The organism is Pontibacter ramchanderi (genome assembly GCF_002846395.1).
GTDB lineage: Bacteria > Bacteroidota > Bacteroidia > Cytophagales > Hymenobacteraceae > Pontibacter > Pontibacter ramchanderi.
Genome location: NZ_PJMU01000002.1, coordinates 510,959 through 529,584 on the forward strand (window position 1 = coordinate 510,959; position 18,626 = coordinate 529,584).

33 protein-coding genes are annotated in these 18,626 nt (G+C 41.9%); all 33 read right to left on the minus strand.

The window, feature by feature from the left end:
• Positions 1–18: 18 nt before the first annotated feature.
• Positions 19–1,125, minus strand: a complete 1,107-nt coding sequence (gene carA, locus BD749_RS09045; RefSeq protein ID WP_101444065.1) for a glutamine-hydrolyzing carbamoyl-phosphate synthase small subunit — start codon at positions 1,123–1,125, stop codon at positions 19–21.
• A 76-nt stretch (positions 1,126–1,201) separates the two neighbouring features.
• Positions 1,202–1,714 carry a 50S ribosomal protein L17 gene (rplQ, locus tag BD749_RS09050; RefSeq protein ID WP_040573755.1) on the minus strand — a complete coding sequence of 171 codons (513 nt, stop codon included), beginning with the start codon at positions 1,712–1,714 and terminating at the stop codon, positions 1,202–1,204.
• A gap of 70 nt (positions 1,715–1,784) precedes the next feature.
• Entirely contained in the window at positions 1,785–2,774 is a 990-nt protein-coding gene (locus tag BD749_RS09055) for a DNA-directed RNA polymerase subunit alpha (protein WP_076669296.1), read from the minus strand.
• Between the two features lie 37 nt (positions 2,775–2,811).
• Complete coding sequence (gene rpsD, locus BD749_RS09060) at positions 2,812–3,417, minus strand: 30S ribosomal protein S4 (protein ID WP_101444066.1); 606 nt, start codon at positions 3,415–3,417, stop codon at positions 2,812–2,814.
• A gap of 22 nt (positions 3,418–3,439) precedes the next feature.
• Positions 3,440–3,832 carry a 30S ribosomal protein S11 gene (rpsK, locus tag BD749_RS09065; RefSeq protein WP_018476863.1) on the minus strand — a complete coding sequence of 131 codons (393 nt, stop codon included), beginning with the start codon at positions 3,830–3,832 and terminating at the stop codon, positions 3,440–3,442.
• A 9-nt stretch (positions 3,833–3,841) separates the two neighbouring features.
• The gene (rpsM, locus tag BD749_RS09070; RefSeq protein ID WP_076669293.1) at positions 3,842–4,219 is read right to left on the minus strand and encodes a 30S ribosomal protein S13; all 378 of its coding nucleotides are present in this window, start codon (positions 4,217–4,219) and stop codon (positions 3,842–3,844) included.
• 9 nt (positions 4,220–4,228) lie between these two features.
• The gene (gene rpmJ / locus BD749_RS09075; protein WP_045688470.1) at positions 4,229–4,345 is read right to left on the minus strand and encodes a 50S ribosomal protein L36; all 117 of its coding nucleotides are present in this window, start codon (positions 4,343–4,345) and stop codon (positions 4,229–4,231) included.
• Between the two features lie 5 nt (positions 4,346–4,350).
• A complete protein-coding gene (gene infA, locus BD749_RS09080) occupies positions 4,351–4,569 on the minus strand; it encodes a translation initiation factor IF-1 (protein ID WP_018476861.1) in 219 nt (72 codons plus the stop codon).
• A complete protein-coding gene (gene map / locus BD749_RS09085; protein ID WP_101444067.1) occupies positions 4,570–5,343 on the minus strand; it encodes a type I methionyl aminopeptidase in 774 nt (257 codons plus the stop codon).
• Between the two features lie 3 nt (positions 5,344–5,346).
• Positions 5,347–6,663 (minus strand): preprotein translocase subunit SecY, encoded by a 1,317-nt coding sequence (secY, locus tag BD749_RS09090; RefSeq protein ID WP_101444068.1) that lies wholly within the window; start codon positions 6,661–6,663, stop codon positions 5,347–5,349.
• Between the two features lie 5 nt (positions 6,664–6,668).
• A complete protein-coding gene (rplO, locus tag BD749_RS09095; RefSeq protein WP_101444069.1) occupies positions 6,669–7,115 on the minus strand; it encodes a 50S ribosomal protein L15 in 447 nt (148 codons plus the stop codon).
• Between the two features lies 1 nt (position 7,116).
• Positions 7,117–7,296, minus strand: coding sequence for a 50S ribosomal protein L30 (gene rpmD, locus BD749_RS09100; RefSeq protein WP_076669288.1), 180 nt, complete (start codon positions 7,294–7,296; stop codon positions 7,117–7,119).
• A gap of 5 nt (positions 7,297–7,301) precedes the next feature.
• Positions 7,302–7,820, minus strand: a complete 519-nt coding sequence (gene rpsE, locus BD749_RS09105) for a 30S ribosomal protein S5 (RefSeq protein ID WP_101444070.1) — start codon at positions 7,818–7,820, stop codon at positions 7,302–7,304.
• Between the two features lie 5 nt (positions 7,821–7,825).
• On the minus strand, positions 7,826–8,176 hold the full coding sequence (gene rplR, locus BD749_RS09110) for a 50S ribosomal protein L18 (RefSeq protein WP_101444071.1): 351 nt from the start codon (positions 8,174–8,176) through the stop codon (positions 7,826–7,828).
• A gap of 8 nt (positions 8,177–8,184) precedes the next feature.
• Positions 8,185–8,739, minus strand: coding sequence for a 50S ribosomal protein L6 (gene rplF / locus BD749_RS09115; protein ID WP_101444072.1), 555 nt, complete (start codon positions 8,737–8,739; stop codon positions 8,185–8,187).
• Positions 8,740–8,754: 15 nt separating this feature from the next.
• Complete coding sequence (gene rpsH / locus BD749_RS09120) at positions 8,755–9,153, minus strand: 30S ribosomal protein S8 (protein WP_101444073.1); 399 nt, start codon at positions 9,151–9,153, stop codon at positions 8,755–8,757.
• A gap of 89 nt (positions 9,154–9,242) precedes the next feature.
• The gene (rpsN, locus tag BD749_RS09125) at positions 9,243–9,512 is read right to left on the minus strand and encodes a 30S ribosomal protein S14 (RefSeq protein WP_007654283.1); all 270 of its coding nucleotides are present in this window, start codon (positions 9,510–9,512) and stop codon (positions 9,243–9,245) included.
• 5 nt (positions 9,513–9,517) lie between these two features.
• Positions 9,518–10,072 carry a 50S ribosomal protein L5 gene (gene rplE, locus BD749_RS09130; RefSeq protein ID WP_101444074.1) on the minus strand — a complete coding sequence of 185 codons (555 nt, stop codon included), beginning with the start codon at positions 10,070–10,072 and terminating at the stop codon, positions 9,518–9,520.
• A 1-nt stretch (position 10,073) separates the two neighbouring features.
• Positions 10,074–10,397: a 50S ribosomal protein L24 gene (rplX, locus tag BD749_RS09135; RefSeq protein WP_101444075.1), complete on the minus strand. Its 324-nt coding sequence runs from the start codon at positions 10,395–10,397 to the stop codon at positions 10,074–10,076.
• Between the two features lie 20 nt (positions 10,398–10,417).
• The gene (gene rplN, locus BD749_RS09140; protein ID WP_076420876.1) at positions 10,418–10,786 is read right to left on the minus strand and encodes a 50S ribosomal protein L14; all 369 of its coding nucleotides are present in this window, start codon (positions 10,784–10,786) and stop codon (positions 10,418–10,420) included.
• 1 nt (position 10,787) lies between these two features.
• Positions 10,788–11,045: a 30S ribosomal protein S17 gene (gene rpsQ, locus BD749_RS09145; protein WP_101444076.1), complete on the minus strand. Its 258-nt coding sequence runs from the start codon at positions 11,043–11,045 to the stop codon at positions 10,788–10,790.
• Between the two features lie 15 nt (positions 11,046–11,060).
• A complete protein-coding gene (gene rpmC, locus BD749_RS09150) occupies positions 11,061–11,261 on the minus strand; it encodes a 50S ribosomal protein L29 (protein WP_076669271.1) in 201 nt (66 codons plus the stop codon).
• Between the two features lie 3 nt (positions 11,262–11,264).
• Complete coding sequence (rplP, locus tag BD749_RS09155; protein ID WP_101444077.1) at positions 11,265–11,687, minus strand: 50S ribosomal protein L16; 423 nt, start codon at positions 11,685–11,687, stop codon at positions 11,265–11,267.
• A gap of 30 nt (positions 11,688–11,717) precedes the next feature.
• Positions 11,718–12,491, minus strand: coding sequence for a 30S ribosomal protein S3 (gene rpsC / locus BD749_RS09160; protein ID WP_101444078.1), 774 nt, complete (start codon positions 12,489–12,491; stop codon positions 11,718–11,720).
• A 4-nt stretch (positions 12,492–12,495) separates the two neighbouring features.
• The gene (gene rplV / locus BD749_RS09165) at positions 12,496–12,891 is read right to left on the minus strand and encodes a 50S ribosomal protein L22 (RefSeq protein ID WP_101444079.1); all 396 of its coding nucleotides are present in this window, start codon (positions 12,889–12,891) and stop codon (positions 12,496–12,498) included.
• 1 nt (position 12,892) lies between these two features.
• Positions 12,893–13,171, minus strand: coding sequence for a 30S ribosomal protein S19 (rpsS, locus tag BD749_RS09170; RefSeq protein ID WP_076420878.1), 279 nt, complete (start codon positions 13,169–13,171; stop codon positions 12,893–12,895).
• Between the two features lie 3 nt (positions 13,172–13,174).
• Positions 13,175–13,999: a 50S ribosomal protein L2 gene (gene rplB / locus BD749_RS09175; RefSeq protein WP_101444080.1), complete on the minus strand. Its 825-nt coding sequence runs from the start codon at positions 13,997–13,999 to the stop codon at positions 13,175–13,177.
• 10 nt (positions 14,000–14,009) lie between these two features.
• Complete coding sequence (gene rplW, locus BD749_RS09180) at positions 14,010–14,297, minus strand: 50S ribosomal protein L23 (RefSeq protein ID WP_040573765.1); 288 nt, start codon at positions 14,295–14,297, stop codon at positions 14,010–14,012.
• A gap of 1 nt (position 14,298) precedes the next feature.
• The gene (gene rplD / locus BD749_RS09185) at positions 14,299–14,925 is read right to left on the minus strand and encodes a 50S ribosomal protein L4 (RefSeq protein WP_101444081.1); all 627 of its coding nucleotides are present in this window, start codon (positions 14,923–14,925) and stop codon (positions 14,299–14,301) included.
• Between the two features lies 1 nt (position 14,926).
• The gene (rplC, locus tag BD749_RS09190; protein ID WP_101444082.1) at positions 14,927–15,544 is read right to left on the minus strand and encodes a 50S ribosomal protein L3; all 618 of its coding nucleotides are present in this window, start codon (positions 15,542–15,544) and stop codon (positions 14,927–14,929) included.
• A gap of 174 nt (positions 15,545–15,718) precedes the next feature.
• Entirely contained in the window at positions 15,719–16,024 is a 306-nt protein-coding gene (gene rpsJ / locus BD749_RS09195; protein ID WP_007654312.1) for a 30S ribosomal protein S10, read from the minus strand.
• A gap of 12 nt (positions 16,025–16,036) precedes the next feature.
• Positions 16,037–18,139: an elongation factor G gene (gene fusA / locus BD749_RS09200; protein WP_101444083.1), complete on the minus strand. Its 2,103-nt coding sequence runs from the start codon at positions 18,137–18,139 to the stop codon at positions 16,037–16,039.
• 3 nt (positions 18,140–18,142) lie between these two features.
• Positions 18,143–18,610: a 30S ribosomal protein S7 gene (gene rpsG, locus BD749_RS09205; protein ID WP_007654316.1), complete on the minus strand. Its 468-nt coding sequence runs from the start codon at positions 18,608–18,610 to the stop codon at positions 18,143–18,145.
• Positions 18,611–18,626: the final 16 nt, after the last annotated feature.

The window sequence follows — 18,626 nt, forward strand, 5'->3', positions numbered from 1 at the left end:
GTTTGTTTTTATATAGTTTTACTTGTTTTGCTCTAGCAGGGCAATGAAATCATCAAACAGGTAAGTAGAATCGTGCGGGCCTGGAGAAGACTCCGGGTGATACTGCACCGAAAAAGCCGGCTTCGTCTTCATGCGTATACCTTCTACTGTGTTATCGTTGAGGTTGATATGCGTCACTTCTACGTCTGGGTGGTTCTTCAGTTGCTCCGAATCTACCACAAATCCATGGTTCTGGGAAGTGATTTCACTTAGACCTGTAATTAGGTTTTTCACCGGATGATTCAAACCTCTGTGACCATTGTGCATCTTATAAGTAGCGATACCATTTGCCTGCGCCAGCATCTGATGCCCCATGCAGATACCAAACATAGGTCGGTTCTTATCGAGAATCTGCTTTACGCTGTCGATAGCAATGGTAGTTGCAGCAGGATCACCAGGACCGTTTGAAATGAAGTAACCGTCCGGATTCCATTTCTCCATCTCTTCAAATGGCGTGTTGTAAGGGAACACTTTCACTTCACAGCCACGCGCCACCAGGTTATTGAGGCTATTGCGTTTCACACCAAGATCCAGCACTGCCACCTTATACTTTACTTCAGCAGGCTTCATTTCGTATACGGCAGGCGTACTTACGTGCGAAGACAGCTCCAGCCCAGCCATGGATGGGACTTCTGCCAGCCTCTTCTTAAGCTCAGCTACATCAGCAGTTTCAGAAGAAATGATACCGTTCATCGCACCTTTGTCGCGAATATGGCGAACCAATGCGCGAGTATCAATCTCGCAAATGCCGACTATACCTGCATTTTCGAAATATTCCTGCAAAGAACCTTCGGCCGTTTTACGTGAGAAGAAGTGGGAAAACTCCTTACATACCAGACCATTGATCTGTACCTTGTCTGATTCAACCTCTTCAGATTGTACACCATAGTTCCCTATGTGTGAAAATGTAGTGACAACTAGCTGGCCATAATAAGAAGGATCGGTGAAGATTTCCTGATAGCCCGTCATACCTGTATTAAAGCATAACTCGCCACCTGTTGTACCTATTCGCCCCAGGCTTTTGCCCGTGAACACGGTACCATCTTGCAATAAAAGAATAGCTTCGGAAGTTGTGTGTTTCTTCATTTTTAAAATTTGGTACAAAAATAAAAAAGGGACACGACTTACGTCATGTCCCTTTGCAATATTTCACAAATGAAGCTTATTCAGCATCTTTTGTTTCATCTTTAGTGCCCTCTGCTTCTGGAGTTGCTGGAGCAGAAGCCTCAGTAGACTCAGCACCTTTTTTCTTAGAAGAAGAACGACGACGAGTTTTCTTAGCACCACCGGCAGCACCAGTTGTAGTCAGCATATCCTCGTTGTAGTCAACAAGCTCGATCACACACATTTCTGCGTTGTCACCTAGTCTGTAACCAGTTTTCAGGATACGAGTGTAACCACCTGGTCTGTTAGCAATCTTTACAGATACTTCGTCGAACAACTCTTTCACAGACTCTTTGTCCTGCAGGTAAGCAAAAACAGTTCTTCTGGAGTGAGTTGTATCGTTTTTAGATTTTGTTAGTAGAGGCTCAACATACTTGCGTAGTGCTTTCGCTTTTGCTACTGTAGTAGAAAGACGCTTGTGCAGGATAAGAGATGCTGCCATATTAGACAACATTGCTTTGCGATGCGAAGCGGTTCTTCCTAAGTGATTGATTTTTTTACCGTGTCTCATTAATTTGAATTGTGCACGTGCATACCGTCGATCAACCCACCCGGGGATCGGGAATTATGCCGTAGATTGATTAATCTTCTTCTAATTTATACTTAGAAAGGTCCATGCCAAAAGTCAGGCCTTTCTCTTGCACTAGGTTCTCAAGCTCTGTGAGTGACTTCTTACCAAAGTTACGGAACTTCATCATGTCAGAGATATCAAGCTGAACCAGGTCACCGAGTGTTTTAATATCGGCAGCCTTCAGGCAGTTGTACGCTCTTACAGAAAGATCCATGTCCTGAAGCGAAGTCTTCAGTACTTTACGCATGTGCAGCAGTTCCTCGTCTACAGCTTCCTCCTCTTCAGGCTTGGCTGTCTCGAATGTCATCGTGTTGTCAGAGAAGAGCATGAAGTGCTGGATCAAAATATTGGCAGCACCTTTAAGCGCATCCTCAGGATGAATAGAACCGTCAGTCTGTATGTCAAGCACTAGCTTTTCATAGTCAGTCTTCTGCTCAACGCGTGTATTTTCAACACTGAACTTTACATTCTTAATTGGCGTGAAGATCGCATCGATTGGAATGAGACCAAACACTTGATCTGCTGGCTTATTTTCTTCAGCAGGAACGTAACCACGTCCCTTCTGAATAGTAAGCTCAACCTCCAGCGTCATGTTCTTATCCAGGTTGCAAATTACCAGCTCTGGGTTTAATACCTCAAAGCTTGTAGAAAACTTGCTGATATCGCCAGCTAAAAACTTATCCTGACCTGAAATGGAAACGGTGATTTTATCATCGATCACTTCGCTTATTTTCTTAAAGCGAACCATTTTCAGGTTGAGGATAATATCAGATACATCCTCTACAACGCCTTCAACAGACGAGAACTCGTGCAGTACACCAGGTATGCGAACGCTAGTTATTGCATATCCTTCCAGAGAAGAGAGCAAAATTCTTCGCAAAGCATTACCGATGGTTACTCCGTAACCTTTTTCAAGCGGCTTGAATTCAAATAAACCATGAAAGTCGTCGGCTTTTTCCATTACAACTTTCTCTGGCATTTGAAATGCTAATATTGACATACTTGCAGTGTTAAAGGTTAAAAATTGATTACGCGGCTTACTTAGAGTAAAACTCAACGATTAGCTGCTCCTGAATCTTCTCAGGGATCTGGTCACGCTGTGGCGCAGACACAAATTTACCAACCATCTCAGCTGCATCCCACTCTAACCAGCTAAATGCACGTGCATTACGTACGCTCAGACTAGTTGTAATTGCTTCAAGAGATTTTGACTTCTCTCTTACAGCTACCGAATCACCAACTTTTAAGCTATAGGAAGGTATGTTTACAATCTCACCGTTAACAGTGATGTGCTTGTGCAATACAAGCTGACGAGCCGCTCTTCTTGTAGGGGCAATACCCAATCTGTAAACAGTGTTATCAAGTCTTGACTCAAGCAGAGTCAGGAACTGCTCACCAGTTACACCGCCTTTTCTGGCAGCTTTTTCAAACAGGTTTGCGAATTGCTTCTCAAGCATGCCATAAATAAACTTAGCTTTTTGCTTTTCAGAAAGCTGAAGCGCATATTCTGACTGCTTCTTACGGCGACCACGTCCGTGCTGTCCCGGAGGATAGCTTTTCTTTTTTAATGCTTTGCTTGGGCCAAAAATCTCCTCGTTAAACTTTCTGGAGATTTTGCTTTTAGGACCAGTATATCTTGCCATTGTATTTAATCTGAATTACTAATTAAACTCTTCTGCGTTTAGGAGGACGACATCCGTTGTGAGGAAGTGGCGTAACATCTTTGATTGTTGTTACTTCGATGCCCGTGTTCTGTACAGTACGGATGGCGGACTCTCTACCTGCACCAGGACCTTTAACAAAAACTTCAGCTTTGCGCATACCTAAGTCGTAAGCAACTTTGGCGCAATCTGAAGCTGCCATTTGTGCAGCGTAAGGAGTGTTCTTTTTAGAACCTTTAAAACCCATTTTACCAGCAGAAGCCCAAGAGATAACTTGTCCTGCATTATTGGTTACTGAGATAATAATATTGTTGAAAGAAGCTTTGATGTGTACCTGGCCTGTTGATTCAACAACTACAACACGCTTCTTAGCTTTGTCTTTTCTTTTCTGAGCCATGATCAAAAATTATTTAGAAGCTTTCTTCTTGTTTGCTACTGTCTTACGCTTACCCTTTCTTGTGCGCGAGTTATTCTTCGTGCGCTGACCACGTACAGGTAGACCTTTACGGTGTCTCAAACCACGGTAACAGCCAATATCAAGAAGACGCTTAATATGCAATTGCACTTCTGATCTCAGAACACCTTCTGTTTTGATCTCAGCTGCAATGATATTTCTGATCTCATTAGCCTCATCTTCGGTCCAGTCTTTCACCTTTTTGTCAAGATCCACCCCGGCTTTGTTTAGGATTTGCACAGAGAGATTACGACCTATACCAAAAATGTAAGTCAAAGAGATCTCTCCTCTTTTGTTGTCCGGAATATCAACTCCTGCTATTCTTGCCATAATTAATAATTATCCTTGTCTTTGTTTATATCTTGGATTCTTTTTGTTGATAACGTAAAGCTTACCCTTGCGACGGATAATCTTACAGTCAACACTTCTCTTTTTTACTGATGCTTTGACTTTCATTGTAGTTATTTATAACGATAAACAATTCTTCCTTTAGTTAAATCATAGGGAGACATCTCCAACTTTACGCGGTCACCTGGCAGAATTTTAATGTAGTTCATTCTCATTTTACCTGAGATATGCGCAACCACCTGATGACCATTTTCTAACTCTACCCGGAACATTGCATTTGATAATGCTTCGATGATAGTACCGTCTTGCTCGATAGAGGACTGCTTCGCCATTTATTGTTGTTTAGCTTTATCTATGTAATCAAAAGTTGTTAATACTTCTGCTTTGTCTTTTCTTATAACCACTGTATGCTCGAAATGCGCCGATGGTTTATTGTCTCGGGTACAGATTGTCCAACCGTCCTCTTCCTGTACAATATAGCGTGTACCCAGATTCACCATAGGCTCGATCGCTAAAACTAAGCCATTCTGAAGCTTTAGTCCCTGACCACGTTTACCATAGTTAGGTACTTCAGGAGATTCATGTAAATTCCGGCCAATACCATGACCTACTAATTCACGTACAACTCCATACTTAGAAGTCTCAGCATGTGTTTGAATAGCATGACTGATGTCACCAAGCCTATTACCAACCACAGCCTTTTCGATCCCTTTGTAAAGTGACTCCTTTGTTACTTCCAAGAGTTGAAGTACTTCTTCTGATATATTGCCTACTCCATGGGTATAAGCACAGTCACTATGAAACCCTTTGTAATAGACACCACAGTCAACAGAAATTATGTCCTGATCGTTCAAAACATAATTACTTGGCATTCCGTGCACTACGGTAGAGTTTACCGAGATACAAAGGCTAAAAGGAAATCCATTGTAATTTTTAAAAGATGGGACAGCGCCATGATCTCGGATGAACTCTTCAGCTCTTTTATCCAGTGATAGAGTGGATACCCCCTCTTTTATAAGAAGAGCTATTTCGCCATGTGCTTTACTTAAGATTAAAGCACTCTGGCGAATTAGCTCAATTTCTTCTTCAGTCTTGTAAAAAACCATTTATTAAGATACCATGGCAATGTTTTCTGTTCTGCCTCTAAGCTTTCCAGACTTCATCATGCCATCATAGTGACGCATTAGTAAATAACTTTCAATTTGCTTCAAGGTATCAAGCACAACCCCTACCATGATGATGAGTGATGTGCCACCATAGAACTGAGCAAACTCTCTTGTAACTCCGAATAACATAGCGATGGCCGGGAAAATAGCTACAAGTGCTAAGTAAATAGCGCCAGGGAGGGTGATTTTGGTGAGAATATTATCGATATACTCTGAAGTAGCACGCCCTGGTTTCACACCTGGTACAAACCCACCGCTTCGCTTCAAGTCATCAGCTATTTGGTTAGGGTTAACTGTAATCGCAGTGTAAAAGTAAGTGAAGATTAAGATCATCAAGCCAAATACCACATTGTACTGCCAGGAAGTAAAATCAGAAAATGTAGCTCCAATGTAGCTGGCCGTTTCATTTGAATCTGCCCAGATTGAAGCAATCATAGAAGGCAAAAACATAAGTGATTGGGCAAAGATGATTGGCATTACACCAGCCGCATTCACCTTTAATGGTATAAATTGACGCTGTCCACTATAAAGTGAGCTTCCACCAACTTGTTTAGCATACTGAACAGGTATGCGTCTTACAGCCTGAGTCAGCATTACAACAGACATGACAACGAAGAACAGAACGATTAACTCGAAAATAAACAATAAAGCACCATTCAATTCTTTTGATAAAGCTTCAGCGACAATAGCCCCAGGGAATCGGGAAATAATGCCTATCATGATAAGCATTGATATACCATTGCCTATACCTTTATCAGTAATTCTCTCACCTAGCCACATACAGAAAATAGTTCCTGATGTCAATACAATCATAGAACTGATTGTAAACAAGGTTGTATTCACCACAATCGCTTCACTATTGATGGTGGCTACAAAGCCCACGGCTTGAGCAAGTGTAATAATAATGGTAAGAACTCGGGTGATTTGGTTGATTTTCTTTCGACCAGACTCACCCTCCTTCTGCATTTTTTGAAAATAAGGAACTGCTATGGTAAGTAGCTGTAATACGATAGAAGCCGAAATGTATGGCATAATTCCTAACGCAAAGATGGAAGCATTGCTGAATGCTCCACCTAAGAATGTATCTAACAGACCAAATATGCCTTCAGTGTTAGAGGTTAATTGGTTAGGATCTATACCAGGTAAAACAACATAAGAACCTAATCTAAATATAGCTATAAAACCTAGGGTATTGAGTATACGTACCCTTAGATCATCAATAGCAAAAATGTTCTTAATTGTTGTTATAAACTTCTTCATAAAAATTAAAGGGCTACTGTTTTACCGCCTGCTTTTTCGATAGATGAAATGGCAGTCTGAGAAAAAGCATGAGCGTGAATTTCAACCGCCTTAGTAATCTCTCCTCTACCTAAGATTTTCACTTTGTCATTCTTGGACACTAAACCGTGTGCCTTGAAGAAATCAAAGTTAAAAACTTTTTCATTAGTATCTGTAGCCAAAGACTCCAGAACATCTAAATTTATTCCTTTATACTCTACTCTGTTGAAGTTTTTGAAACCAAACTTAGGAACTCGTCTCTGGAGTGGCATTTGTCCACCTTCAAAACCAGACTTCTGAGAGTAGCCTGAACGAGACTTAGCACCTTTATGACCTCTAGTAGAAGTTCCACCTCTACCTGAGCCAGTTCCTCTGCCTATTCTCTTTCTAGTCTTAACAGACCCTTCTGCAGGTTTTAATGAATTCAAATACATATTAAATGTCCTTTACTTCTACTAAATTGTGAACCTTGTTGATCATACCAGCAATCTGAGGCGTTTTCTCAACAGTTACTGATTTATTGATTTTACCAAGACCAAGCGCTTTAATCGTAAGCTTTTGGTTCTTTGGTCTGTCAATAATGCTTTTAACTTGTGTGATTGTTACTTTAGCCATCTCAATTAACCGTTAAATACTTTCTGCAAATTAACACCACGCTGCTGAGCTACGGCCAAAGGATCACGCATCTTAGACAAAGCATCAAAAGTTGCTTTTACCACGTTGTGTGGGTTAGAAGATCCTTTTGACTTGCAAAGTACATCTTTGATTCCAGCACTTTCAAGCACGGCACGCATGGCACCACCAGCAATTACGCCAGTACCAGGTGCAGCAGGCTTTACAAGCACAAATCCACCTGAGTATTTGCCTTCCATCGCGTGAGGAACAGTGTGATGATACAGTGGAACTTTAACTAAGTTCTTCTTTGCATCATCTATACCTTTTGCAATAGCGTCAGTTACTTCATTGGCTTTGCCAAGACCATAGCCAACAACACCATTACCATCGCCAACTACTACAATGGCAGCAAAGCTGAATCTTCTACCACCTTTAACAACTTTGGCTACACGGTTGATCGCTACTACTCTTTCTTTGAGTTCGATCTCGCTAGCCTTCACACTACGAATATTATTTTTCAACATAATTCTTAGAATTTAAGGCCTGCTTCGCGAGCGCCTTCAGCCAATGATTTTACGTTACCATGGTAAAGATATCCAGAACGGTCAAACACCACCTGAGAGATACCTAACTCGAGAGCTTTAGCCCCTATTTCTTTTCCAACCTGATTGGACACTGAAATATTAGCGTTGGTTACACCGTCGAGCTTCGCAGAAGAGGCAGCCGCCAAAGTTTTTCCTGTAGTGTCATCGATTAACTGTGCATAGATAGCTTTGTTGCTTCTAAAAACAGATAATCTAGGTCTGGCAGAAGTACCAGAAATCTTGTTTCTGATACTTCTCTTAATTCTAAGTCTTCTTGATACTTTATTAACAGACATGATGATGATTATTTAGACGCTGTCTTACCAGCTTTTCTTCTTACAACTTCACCTACAAAGCGGATACCTTTACCTTTGTATGGCTCTACTTTGCGCAGTGATCTGATTTTGGCAGCTACCTGACCGATTAATTGCTTGTCATTGCTCTCAAGCGTAATAACCGGAGCCTTACCTTTTTCAGTAACTGCAGTTGCTGTTACTTCTGATGGCATGGCCAAAAAGATATTGTGTGAGTATCCCAATGCAAGCTCGAGTACGTTTCCTTGTACAGTTGCTTTGTAACCTACACCTACAAGTTCTAGCTGCTCCTTATAACCTTCACTCACACCAACAACCATGTTATTGATCAGTGAACGATAAAGACCATGCATAGCTTTGTGACGTTTTTGCTCAGTAGGACGCTCTACCAGTATCTGGTTATCCTCCTGCTTCACAATAATGTCTTTATCTACCGGAGTAGTAAGCGAACCTTTAGGACCTTTTACTGTCACAACGTTGTCTTTTGCAATTGCAATTTCAACATTGCTTGGCAGAGTGATTGGCAATTTTCCTATACGTGACATTGTCTATCCTCCTTATTAGTAAACGTAACACAATACCTCGCCACCAACGTTGAGTGACTTAGCTTCTTTTTCAGTCATCACACCTTTGGAAGTTGACAATATTGCAATGCCCAGACCGTTAAGTACGCGTGGCAGGTTGTCATTTCCGGTATACTTACGAAGCCCTGGCTTACTAATCCTCTCAAGTTTCACAATAGCAGACTGCTTAGTGGTAGGATTGTATTTCAGAGCGATTTTGATAGTACCCTGTACTGAAGAATCATCAAACTTATAGCTTTGAATGTATCCTTTGTCGTACAATACTTTTGTAATCTCTTTCTTGATATTGCTAGATGGTATTTCAACTACTCTGTGGTTCGCTTTGATGGCGTTACGCACTCTAGTTAAATAATCTGCTATTGGATCTGAGTTCATTATGAATCACTTAAATCTTGAACGCTTTTTCTAAGCGAGCGGCAAAGATAAGAATATCTTTTCTTCTTTCTTAATATGTTAAGAAAAAATTACCAGCTCGATTTTGTTACACCAGGAATTTTACCCATAACAGCCAGTTCTCTGAACACTACACGTGATATACCGAATTTTCTCATGTAACCACGTGGTCTGCCAGAAAGCTTGCAACGGTTATGTAACCTTACTGGAGATGAATTCTTAGGAAGTTTGTCAAGTCCTTCGTAATCTCCTTTAGCTTTCAGTTCAGCACGCTTCGCAGCGTACTTAGCTACTAACTTCTGTCTTTTAAGCTCTCTCGCTTTTACTGCTTCTTTAGCCATTTTTCTTATTTCTTAATATTAGTGAAAGGCATACCAAACGCTTTAAGCAATTCGTAACTCTCCTCATCTGTCTGAGCAGTTGTTACAAAGGTAATATCCATACCACTAATGGCTTTAATTTTATCAATGCTGATCTCAGGGAAAATGATCTGCTCTTTTATACCCAGGGTATAGTTGCCACGACCATCAAAACCTTTATCACTTACACCTCTAAAGTCACGTACACGCGGGAGAGCAATTGTCAAAAGACGATCCATGAACTCGTACATGCGCTCACCTCTAAGGGTTACGCGCGCACCAATTGGCATACCCTCACGCAACTTGAAGTTAGAAACTGACTTCTTCGCGATAGTAGCGACAGCTTTCTGACCAGAGATAGTTGTAAGCTCCTCTACACCGATATCAACAAGTTTCTTATCTGCAACTGCAGCACCGATACCTTTGTTGATGGAGATCTTTGTGATCTTTGGCACCTGCATTACGTTCTTGTACTGGAACTTCTCTTTCAGGGCAGGCACAACCTCCTTCTGATATTTTTCTTTAAATCTTGCAGTTGCCATATTAGATTACTTCTCCTGATTTTTTAGAATAACGCTCTGTTTTACCTTCGCTGTTTTTTCTTCTGCCAGCCTTAGCAGTTTCACCTGACTTAGGGTCTACTAAAGCTACGTTGCTGGCATGAATAGGAGCTTCCATTTTAGAGATACCACCTTGAGGATTCTTGGCGCTCGGCTTTGCGTGCTTAGTCACCATATTGATTCCCTCAACAGTTACTCTTTGCTTCTCAATATTAACAGCTGTAATGCGGCCTGTTTTTCCGCGGTCATCACCGGCAATCACTTTAACCGTATCGCCAGTTTTTACATGAAGTTTTTTCTTATTCATCTTGATGTCTGAATTAATGATTAAAGAACTTCAGGTGCCAACGAAACAATTTTCATGAATTGCTTTTCACGAAGCTCTCTTGCAACCGGACCGAAAATACGCGTACCACGAGGCTCGTTGTTAGCGTTCAGAAGTACAGCGGCATTATCGTCAAAACGGATATAAGAACCGTCTTTCCTTCTGATCTCTTTCTTTGTTCTTACAATAACTGCTTTAGAAACAGTTCCCTTTTTAACGTTACCAGAAGAAAGGGCTGATTTTACAGTTACAACGATTCTATCTCCTATAGAAGCGTATTTCTTGCCTGTACCACCTAAAACACGGATGCAAAGCACTTCTTTAGCACCACTGTTATCGGCTACGTTCAATCTTGATTCCTGCTGTATCATCTTATTTAGCCCTTTCTATAATTTCTACTAAACGCCAGTTCTTATTCTTGCTTAAAGGACGCGTTTCCTGAATGCGCACGATATCACCGATGTTGCACTCGTTTTTCTCGTCGTGAGCCATGAATTTGTTGGACTTGCTAACGAACTTACCGTAAATCGGGTGTTTCATTCTGCTTTCCACCAGTACAGTGATAGATTTGTCCATCTTGTTGCTAACAACCTTACCACTTCTTTCTTTTCTAAGATTTCTCTCTTCCATGATTTCTATTAAGTATTAAGAGTTAGCTTCAATTTCACGGCGACGAATTTCTGTATTCAGACGAGCAATAGATTTTTTCGTCTCACGGATTTTCATCGGATTTTCCAACGGAGAGATAGCATGTGCAAAACGCAGGTTTTGCATGGTTGTTTGCTCCGTATTAAGCTTCTCTTTCAGCTCTTCTAAAGACAAAGCTTTAATCTCTGAATTTTTCATATACTATTTCTCAACGTAATCTCTACGTACTACAAACTTTGTTTTAACTGGTAGCTTCTGAGCGGCAAGTCTTAAAGACTCCTGAGCTACTTCCAGAGGTACTCCGTCAGATTCAAACATGATGGTACCTGGCTTCACAACGGCTACCCAATACTCAGGCGAACCTTTACCCTTACCCATACGAACCTCTGCAGGCTTCTTCGTAACTGGTTTATCAGGGAAAATACGGATCCAAACCTGACCCTCACGTTTCATTGCTCTTGTCATGGCTATACGAGCTGCCTCAATCTGACGGCTTGTGATCCAAGATGCTTCAAGAGATTTGATGGCAAAAGAACCAAATGAAATAGTACTGCCTCTATGAGCCAGACCTTTCACGCGGCCTTTTTGCATTTTTCTATATTTAGTCCTTTTAGGCTGTAACATTTTCTAAAACTTAATAATGTTATCAATCAATTATTGACGACGCTTACGTGGCTTGGCAGCTCCGTCCGTTTTCTTACGGTCGCCACGCTCACCACCACGGCTTCTTCTGTCACCACTTCCACCTTGTGCTCCAGGTCCTCCTTTAGTTTCTAGGCCAGCATTTGGAGTAAGATCTTTCTTACCATAAACCTCACCTTTGAAGATCCAAACTTTGATACCTAGCTTACCATAAACTGTCTGAGCTTCAGACAAGGCATAGTCAATATCGGCACGAAGAGTATGAAGTGGAGTTCTACCCTCTTTGTAGTGCTCAGTACGGGCCATTTCAGCACCGCCCAAACGACCTGAAACCTGCACCTTTATACCTTCAGCACCTACACGCAGCGCAGAAGCAATAGCTTGCTTCATAGCACGACGGAAAGAGATACGGGCCTGCAACTGCTGGGCGATAGATTCGCCAACCAATTTAGCATCAAGCTCAGGGCGCTTAATTTCAAAAATGTTGATCTGAACATCTTTGTTAGTAAGCTTCTTGAGCTCTTCCTTGATCTTATCTACTTCCTGACCACCTTTGCCAATTACTACGCCTGGGCGAGCTGTATTAACAGTGATGGTTATGCGCTTAAGGGTTCTCTCAATAATGATTTTAGAAATGCCACCTTTAGGGATACGCGCTAAAATATACTTTCTGATTTTCTCGTCTTCAACCAGCTTCTCAGCGAAATCTTTGCCACCATACCAGTTAGAATCCCAACCTTTGATAACTCCTAGGCGAAAACCGATCGGATTTACTTTCTGTCCCATATTCTTACTTATTGGCTTTTTTAGATTTCTTAGTTTGCTGTTGCTCGAGTTGCTCTTCAGTCATGCTGTCAATCACGAGTGTCACGTGATTTGATCTTTTTCTGATGCGGTAACCACGTCCCTGAGGAGCAGGGCGAAGACGCTTCAGCATCTTACCTTCATCTACAAAGATCTCTTTGATGTAAAGATTTGCATCTTCAATGCGTGAATCCTCGTTCTTCTGTTGCCAATTTGATAGGGCTGATAAAAGAAGTTTCTCGATTCTGGCAGCGCCTGAATTTGCTTCGAATTTTAATAGGCCAAGAGCCTTGTTTACGCTCTTACCACGTACCAAACCCGCAACTAATCGCATTTTGCGAGGAGAAGTAGGTACGTTTCTTAGTCTTGCTACTGCTTCCATTTTATCGCTTGCCTTTATCTTTTTTAGCAATATGACCTCTAAAGTTTCTGGTTGGTGCAAACTCACCGAGCTTGTGTCCTACCATGTTCTCAGTCACATATACTGGTATGAATTTGTTACCATTGTGAACTGCGAATGTGTGTCCAACGAAATCCGGAGAAATCATGGATCTGCGTGACCAAGTCTTGATAACAGTCTTCTTACCAGACTCGTTCATCACGTCTACTTTCTTCTCGAGCCTATAGTCAATATAAGGCCCTTTTTTTAATGATCTAGCCATTTACTATTTCTTTCCTCTATTAACTATAAGTTTCTCAGAATGCTTCTTCTTGCTGCGAGTCTTAAGACCTTTAGCCAGTAAGCCTTTGCGTGAACGTGGGTGACCGCCTGATGACTTACCTTCACCACCACCCATAGGGTGATCAACTGGGTTCATCGCTACACCACGAACTCTTGGACGCTTACCTAACCATCTGTTACGACCGGCTTTACCGATCTTCACATTCATATGGTCTGAATTAGAAACTGTACCTACTGTTGCGTAGCAGTTTACCAATACCATTCTAAGTTCACCTGAAGGCAATTTAATAGTTGCATAACGACCTTCTCTTGCTACCAGCTGGGCATAAGAACCTGCGCTTCTAGCAAGTGTTGCGCCTTGACCTGGCTGCAACTCGATGTTATGGATGATAGTACCAAGAGGAATATCAGATAAAGGAAGGCAATTGCCTACTTCAGGAGCTACTCCAGGGCCAGAAACGATCTCTGTTCCAACCTGCATGCCAGATGGAGCAATGATATAGCTTTTCTCACCATCTGCATAGTAAAGCAGGGCGATGCGTGCTGTTCTGTTTGGATCGTACTCAATAGTCTTTACCGTGGCTGGTACTCCATGCTTTGAACGCTTAAAGTCTATTACTCTGTACTTTTGCTTATGACCACCGCCCATATAGCGCATCGTCATTCTGCCTGAGTTATTGCGTCCACCAGATTTTTTACTCGGTGCCAACAAAGATTTCTCTGGAGTAGCGGTGGTGATCTCATCGAACGCCGGCGCTACACGGAATCTTTGACCTGGTGTTGTTGGTCTTAACTTCTTTAAAGCCATTGTTATTTAATTAAATGCTGCTGTAAAAGTCTATTACTTCGCCCTCTTTCAAGGTAACGATTGCTTTCTTTTTGGAAGACGTACGGCCAGTTACAGCACCAGACTTAGTGTATTTGCTTTTAACTTTGCCTTGTGTTTTCATGGTAGCTACTTTCTCAACAGTAACTCCATAAAGTTTCTCAACTGCCTTCTTGATTTCTACTTTGTTGGCTTTGATGTTCACCTCAAAAGCATACTTTCCAACCTCATTCATGGCAGCGAATTTTTCCGTCAGAAGTGGTTTCTTCAGTATCATAATGTTATGCGCTTAAGAGGTTTTCAATAATGTTAACTGAATCTTCAACCAGCAGTACACGGTCTGTATTCAACAAATCGTATGTATTTAAATCGCTAGCTGTAGAAATCTTTACCTTGTTAAGGTTGCGGCCAGAAAGTACAACGTTCTTATCAACTGCAGGTATAACCAGCAAAGTTTTGCCTTCTACCTTTAGATTGCCCAAGATGCTTTTGAATTCTTTCGTCTTTGGAGTCTCAAATGTGAAAGACTCTAGTAAAGAAACCTTATTATCTTTTGCGAGTAATGAAAGCGCAGAAATACGTGCTACTTCTTTCAGCTTTTTGTTTAGCTTAAAGCTGTAGTTCCTTGGTCTCGGACCAAATACTCTACCACCACCAACAAAAAGAGGGGCTTTCAAGCTACCTGCACGAGCACCACCAGTTCCCTTTTGCTTTTTGATCTTCTTAGTAGATCCAGCAACTTCGTTTCTTTCTTTGGACTTGTGCGTACCCTGTCTCTGATTAGCCAGGTACTGCTTTACGTCAAGATACATCGCATGCTCGTTTGGCGTAGCACCAAACACAGCATCAGAAAGTGTTACCTTTCTACCTGTATCCTCACCTTTAATATTCAATACAGAAAGCTCCATTTTATTTCTCAATTAACACGTAAGAATTTTTGGCACCTGGAACAGAGCCACTAACTACTAACAGATTTCTATCTGCGATTACACGTACCACCGTCAGGTTTTGAATCTTCACACGGTTACCGCCCATACGACCGGCCATACGCATACCTTTAAATACTCTTGATGGCCAAGAGCATGCACCGATTGAACCAGGGTGTCTAGCTCTGTTGTGCTGCCCGTGCGTCTGCCCGCCAACACCGGCAAAGTTATGGCGCTTTACAACACCTTGGAAACCTTTACCTTTTGACGTACCTACTACGTCAATGAACTCTCCTTCTTCGAACAGATTCACATCAACTGTATCTCCCAGATTCAGTGATACTCCTTCTGTATCGAATTCAGCAACTTTTTTCTTAGCTGACGTATTAGCTTTCTTGTAGTGACCAGCTTCCGCTTTCGTTACTCTCTTCAGCTTTTTGTCGCCATAGCCAAGCTGCACAGCTGCGTAGCCATCAGTCTCAACCGTCTTCACCTGAGTAACTACACATGGGCCAGCTTGAATAAGCGTAACTGGTGTGTATTTACCATCTGCTGTGAAGAGGCTTGTCATTCCGATTTTTTTACCGATAATTCCAGGCATTCAACTTGTTTTTTAAAAGATGGATATAATGATTTTACCCTTCAGCTTTTGCTAAGGGAGTGCAAAGTTAATGAATTTTAAAATTCTATAACAACATTTGTCTAAAATATTATTAATCAGCGCATAAAAAAAGAGAACCCGAAGGTTCTCTTTTTCATATCCGATCAGTTTTTATCAAACTTTAATTTCAACATCCACACCACTAGGAAGTTCTAGCTTCATCAGGGCGTCTACTGTTTTAGAGCTGGTTGAGTAAATATCAACCAGTCGCTTATAAGTGCAAAGTTGAAACTGCTCTCTTGATTTCTTGTTCACGTGTGGTGAACGAAGCACAGTGAATTTGTCTTTCTCTGTTGGAAGAGGAATAGGTCCGCTTACGATAGCACCTGTTGCCTTTACAGCTTTTACAATCTTCTCTGAAGACTTGTCTACCAGGTTATGGTCGTAAGACTTAAGCTTAATTCTAATTTTCTGATTCATTATCTTTTACTACTATTTAGCTGCAGTTCCTTTTAATTTAGCAATGATGCCATCAGCCAGGTTTTGTGGTACTTGCTCGTAGTGAGAGAAAGTAAGAGATGCTGTGGCTCTACCTGATGTGATCGTACGAAGATCAGTTACATAACCGAACAGTTCTGAAAGTGGAACATCAGCCTTAACTACTGTTGATGTACCTTTCGTATCCATACCTTTCATGATACCTCTTCTTCTGTTCAAGTCACCTGTTACAGGACCTGTATACTCATCTGGAGTCACTACATCAACTGCCATAATTGGCTCGAGTAGTTTCGGAGCACACTGCTTACCTGCTTCTTTGAAGCCCTGACGTGCAGCCAGTTCAAATGAAAGTGAGTCAGAGTCAACGTCGTGGAATGAACCGTGGAATAGACGAACTTTCATCGAGTCGATTGGGAAGCCAGCCAGAATACCATTCTTCATTGCTTCTTCGAAACCTTTCTGAATAGCTGGAATGAATTCTCTTGGAATCACACCACCCACAATCGCGTTTTCGAACTCTAGTCCCTGCTTGCCATCCTCACGTGGCCCCATTGTGAACACGATATCGGCAAATTTACCACGACCACCAGACTGCTTCTTGAACACTTCTCTGTGCTCTACAGACTTTGTGATAGTCTCTTTGTAAGCTACCTGAGGAGCACCTTGGTTCAACTCAACCTTGAACTCACGCTTCATACGGTCGATGATGATCTCCAAGTGAAGTTCACCCATACCTCTTAGGATTGTCTGACCAGTCTCCTCGTCTGTGTTTACCTGAAGCGTTGGATCTTCTTCAACAAGTTTGGCAATTGCCATACCCATCTTATCAGAGTCAGCCTGTGTTTTTGGCTCAATCGCGTAACCAATTACTGGCTCAGGGAATTCCATTGACTCCAGAACGATTTTAGCTTCCTGAGCACAAAGTGTATCACCTGTTTTGATGTCCTTGAAACCTACTACAGCGGCGATGTCACCAGCCTGCAGTTTGTCAATCTGGATCTGCTTATTAGCGTGCATCTGGAAAATACGAGAGATACGTTCTTTATTTCCTGAACGCGAGTTATACACGTAAGAACCAGAATCAAGTACGCCAGAGTATGCACGTACGAAGCACAAGCGACCTACATAAGGGTCAGTAGCGATCTTGAAAGCAAGACCCGCAAATGGATCGGCTTCTGATGGCTTTCTTGCAACCTCTGCACCTGTGTCTGGGTTTGTACCAATAATGCTTTCTTTATCAACAGGTGATGGAAGCAGTGCCATCACATAGTCAAGCATTGTCTGTACACCTTTATTTTTGAAAGAAGAACCGCAAAGCATTGGAACAATTGCCATGTCGATAGTAGCAGCACGAAGTGCAGCTAAAATCTCAGCTTCTGTAATTGAGTTAGGATCATCAAAGTATTTCTCCATCAATGATTCATCATACTCTGCCACAGCTTCCAGAAGCTTCTCTCTGTATTCTTCAGCTTCTTCCAACATATCGTCTGGAATAGGAACTTCTGTAAAAGTCATGCCTTTATCTTGCTCATTCCAAACGATGCCTCTGAAGTTTACCAGGTCAACCACACCTTTGAAGTTATCTTCAGAACCGATTGGCAACTGAAGTGCTACGGCATTGCTACCCAACATTTCTTTTACCTGGCGGCATACATTCAGGAAGTCAGCACCTGAACGGTCCATTTTGTTAACGAAACCGATACGGGCAACTTTGTAGTTATCAGCAAGTCTCCAGTTAGTTTCAGACTGTGGTTCTACACCATCTACTGCACTGAAAAGGAAAACAAGACCATCCAATACGCGAAGAGAACGGTTTACTTCTACTGTAAAGTCAACGTGACCAGGTGTATCAATAATATTGATATGGTAATCGTTGCCTCTGTATGGCCAGTTCACAGTTACAGCAGCTGAAGTAATGGTAATACCACGCTCCTGCTCCTGCTCCATCCAGTCGGTAGTAGCACCGCCCTCGTGTACCTCACCTAGTTTGTGAGATTTACCTGTATAATAAAGTATACGCTCTGTTGTCGTTGTTTTACCAGCGTCGATGTGAGCGGCAATACCAATGTTTCTAGTGTATTTTAAGTCTCTAGCCATTGATTAGAATCTGAAGTGTGAAAATGCTTTGTTTGCCTCGGCCATTCTGTGCGTGTCGTCTTTCTTCTTCACGGCAGCACCTTCACCTTTTGCAGCTGCGATGATCTCGCCAGCCAATTTGTCTTTCATTGTCTTCTCACCTCTCTTGCGAGCGTAAGAAATCATCCACTTGATACCAAGAGATACTCTGCGGTCCGGACGAACCTCAGTCGGCACTTGGAAAGTAGCACCACCGACACGGCGGCTTTTTACCTCTACGCTTGGCATCACATTGTTCAATGCTTTTTTCCAAGTTTCAAGGCCGTTCTCTTTCGTTCTTTGCTCTACTAATTCTACAGCATCATAGAAGATACCATAAGCAATACTTTTCTTACCATCTTCCATCAGATAGTTTACGAAACGTGTTACCAGGGTCTCTTTGAACTTTGGATCTGGAAGGAGAACTCTACTTTTAGGCTTTGCTTTTCTCATTATATTATTACGCTAT

What these genes read in the sequence shown, in the direction of transcription:
- rpsM (WP_076669293.1), bottom strand. Translation starts at nt 4,219, where the DNA reads ATGGCAAGAATAGCAGGAGTTGATATTCCGGACAACAAAAGAGGAGAG.
- rpsC (WP_101444078.1), bottom strand. Translation starts at nt 12,491, where the DNA reads ATGGGACAGAAAGTAAATCCGATCGGTTTTCGCCTAGGAGTTATCAAA.
- rplR (WP_101444071.1), bottom strand. Translation starts at nt 8,176, where the DNA reads ATGTCTGTTAATAAAGTATCAAGAAGACTTAGAATTAAGAGAAGTATC.
- rplF (WP_101444072.1), bottom strand. Translation starts at nt 8,739, where the DNA reads ATGTCACGTATAGGAAAATTGCCAATCACTCTGCCAAGCAATGTTGAA.
- rpsS (WP_076420878.1), bottom strand. Translation starts at nt 13,171, where the DNA reads ATGGCTAGATCATTAAAAAAAGGGCCTTATATTGACTATAGGCTCGAG.
- rplB (WP_101444080.1), bottom strand. Translation starts at nt 13,999, where the DNA reads ATGGCTTTAAAGAAGTTAAGACCAACAACACCAGGTCAAAGATTCCGT.
- rplD (WP_101444081.1), bottom strand. Translation starts at nt 14,925, where the DNA reads ATGGAGCTTTCTGTATTGAATATTAAAGGTGAGGATACAGGTAGAAAG.
- infA (WP_018476861.1), bottom strand. Translation starts at nt 4,569, where the DNA reads ATGGCGAAGCAGTCCTCTATCGAGCAAGACGGTACTATCATCGAAGCA.
- rplC (WP_101444082.1), bottom strand. Translation starts at nt 15,544, where the DNA reads ATGCCTGGAATTATCGGTAAAAAAATCGGAATGACAAGCCTCTTCACA.
- secY (WP_101444068.1), bottom strand. Translation starts at nt 6,663, where the DNA reads ATGAAGAAGTTTATAACAACAATTAAGAACATTTTTGCTATTGATGAT.
- rpsE (WP_101444070.1), bottom strand. Translation starts at nt 7,820, where the DNA reads ATGTTGAAAAATAATATTCGTAGTGTGAAGGCTAGCGAGATCGAACTC.
- rplN (WP_076420876.1), bottom strand. Translation starts at nt 10,786, where the DNA reads ATGATACAGCAGGAATCAAGATTGAACGTAGCCGATAACAGTGGTGCT.
- BD749_RS09055 (WP_076669296.1), bottom strand. Translation starts at nt 2,774, where the DNA reads ATGTCAATATTAGCATTTCAAATGCCAGAGAAAGTTGTAATGGAAAAA.
- rplE (WP_101444074.1), bottom strand. Translation starts at nt 10,072, where the DNA reads ATGGCAACTGCAAGATTTAAAGAAAAATATCAGAAGGAGGTTGTGCCT.
- rplQ (WP_040573755.1), bottom strand. Translation starts at nt 1,714, where the DNA reads ATGAGACACGGTAAAAAAATCAATCACTTAGGAAGAACCGCTTCGCAT.
- rpsK (WP_018476863.1), bottom strand. Translation starts at nt 3,832, where the DNA reads ATGGCTCAGAAAAGAAAAGACAAAGCTAAGAAGCGTGTTGTAGTTGTT.
- rpmJ (WP_045688470.1), bottom strand. Translation starts at nt 4,345, where the DNA reads ATGAAAGTCAAAGCATCAGTAAAAAAGAGAAGTGTTGACTGTAAGATT.
- rpsG (WP_007654316.1), bottom strand. Translation starts at nt 18,610, where the DNA reads ATGAGAAAAGCAAAGCCTAAAAGTAGAGTTCTCCTTCCAGATCCAAAG.
- rpmC (WP_076669271.1), bottom strand. Translation starts at nt 11,261, where the DNA reads ATGAAAAATTCAGAGATTAAAGCTTTGTCTTTAGAAGAGCTGAAAGAG.
- rpsD (WP_101444066.1), bottom strand. Translation starts at nt 3,417, where the DNA reads ATGGCAAGATATACTGGTCCTAAAAGCAAAATCTCCAGAAAGTTTAAC.
- rpsN (WP_007654283.1), bottom strand. Translation starts at nt 9,512, where the DNA reads ATGGCTAAAGAAGCAGTAAAAGCGAGAGAGCTTAAAAGACAGAAGTTA.
- rplX (WP_101444075.1), bottom strand. Translation starts at nt 10,397, where the DNA reads ATGAATAAGAAAAAACTTCATGTAAAAACTGGCGATACGGTTAAAGTG.
- carA (WP_101444065.1), bottom strand. Translation starts at nt 1,125, where the DNA reads ATGAAGAAACACACAACTTCCGAAGCTATTCTTTTATTGCAAGATGGT.
- rplO (WP_101444069.1), bottom strand. Translation starts at nt 7,115, where the DNA reads ATGTATTTGAATTCATTAAAACCTGCAGAAGGGTCTGTTAAGACTAGA.
- fusA (WP_101444083.1), bottom strand. Translation starts at nt 18,139, where the DNA reads ATGGCTAGAGACTTAAAATACACTAGAAACATTGGTATTGCCGCTCAC.
- map (WP_101444067.1), bottom strand. Translation starts at nt 5,343, where the DNA reads ATGGTTTTTTACAAGACTGAAGAAGAAATTGAGCTAATTCGCCAGAGT.
- rpsJ (WP_007654312.1), bottom strand. Translation starts at nt 16,024, where the DNA reads ATGAATCAGAAAATTAGAATTAAGCTTAAGTCTTACGACCATAACCTG.
- rpsH (WP_101444073.1), bottom strand. Translation starts at nt 9,153, where the DNA reads ATGAACTCAGATCCAATAGCAGATTATTTAACTAGAGTGCGTAACGCC.
- rplV (WP_101444079.1), bottom strand. Translation starts at nt 12,891, where the DNA reads ATGGAAGCAGTAGCAAGACTAAGAAACGTACCTACTTCTCCTCGCAAA.
- rpsQ (WP_101444076.1), bottom strand. Translation starts at nt 11,045, where the DNA reads ATGGAAGAGAGAAATCTTAGAAAAGAAAGAAGTGGTAAGGTTGTTAGC.
- rpmD (WP_076669288.1), bottom strand. Translation starts at nt 7,296, where the DNA reads ATGGCTAAAGTAACAATCACACAAGTTAAAAGCATTATTGACAGACCA.
- rplP (WP_101444077.1), bottom strand. Translation starts at nt 11,687, where the DNA reads ATGTTACAGCCTAAAAGGACTAAATATAGAAAAATGCAAAAAGGCCGC.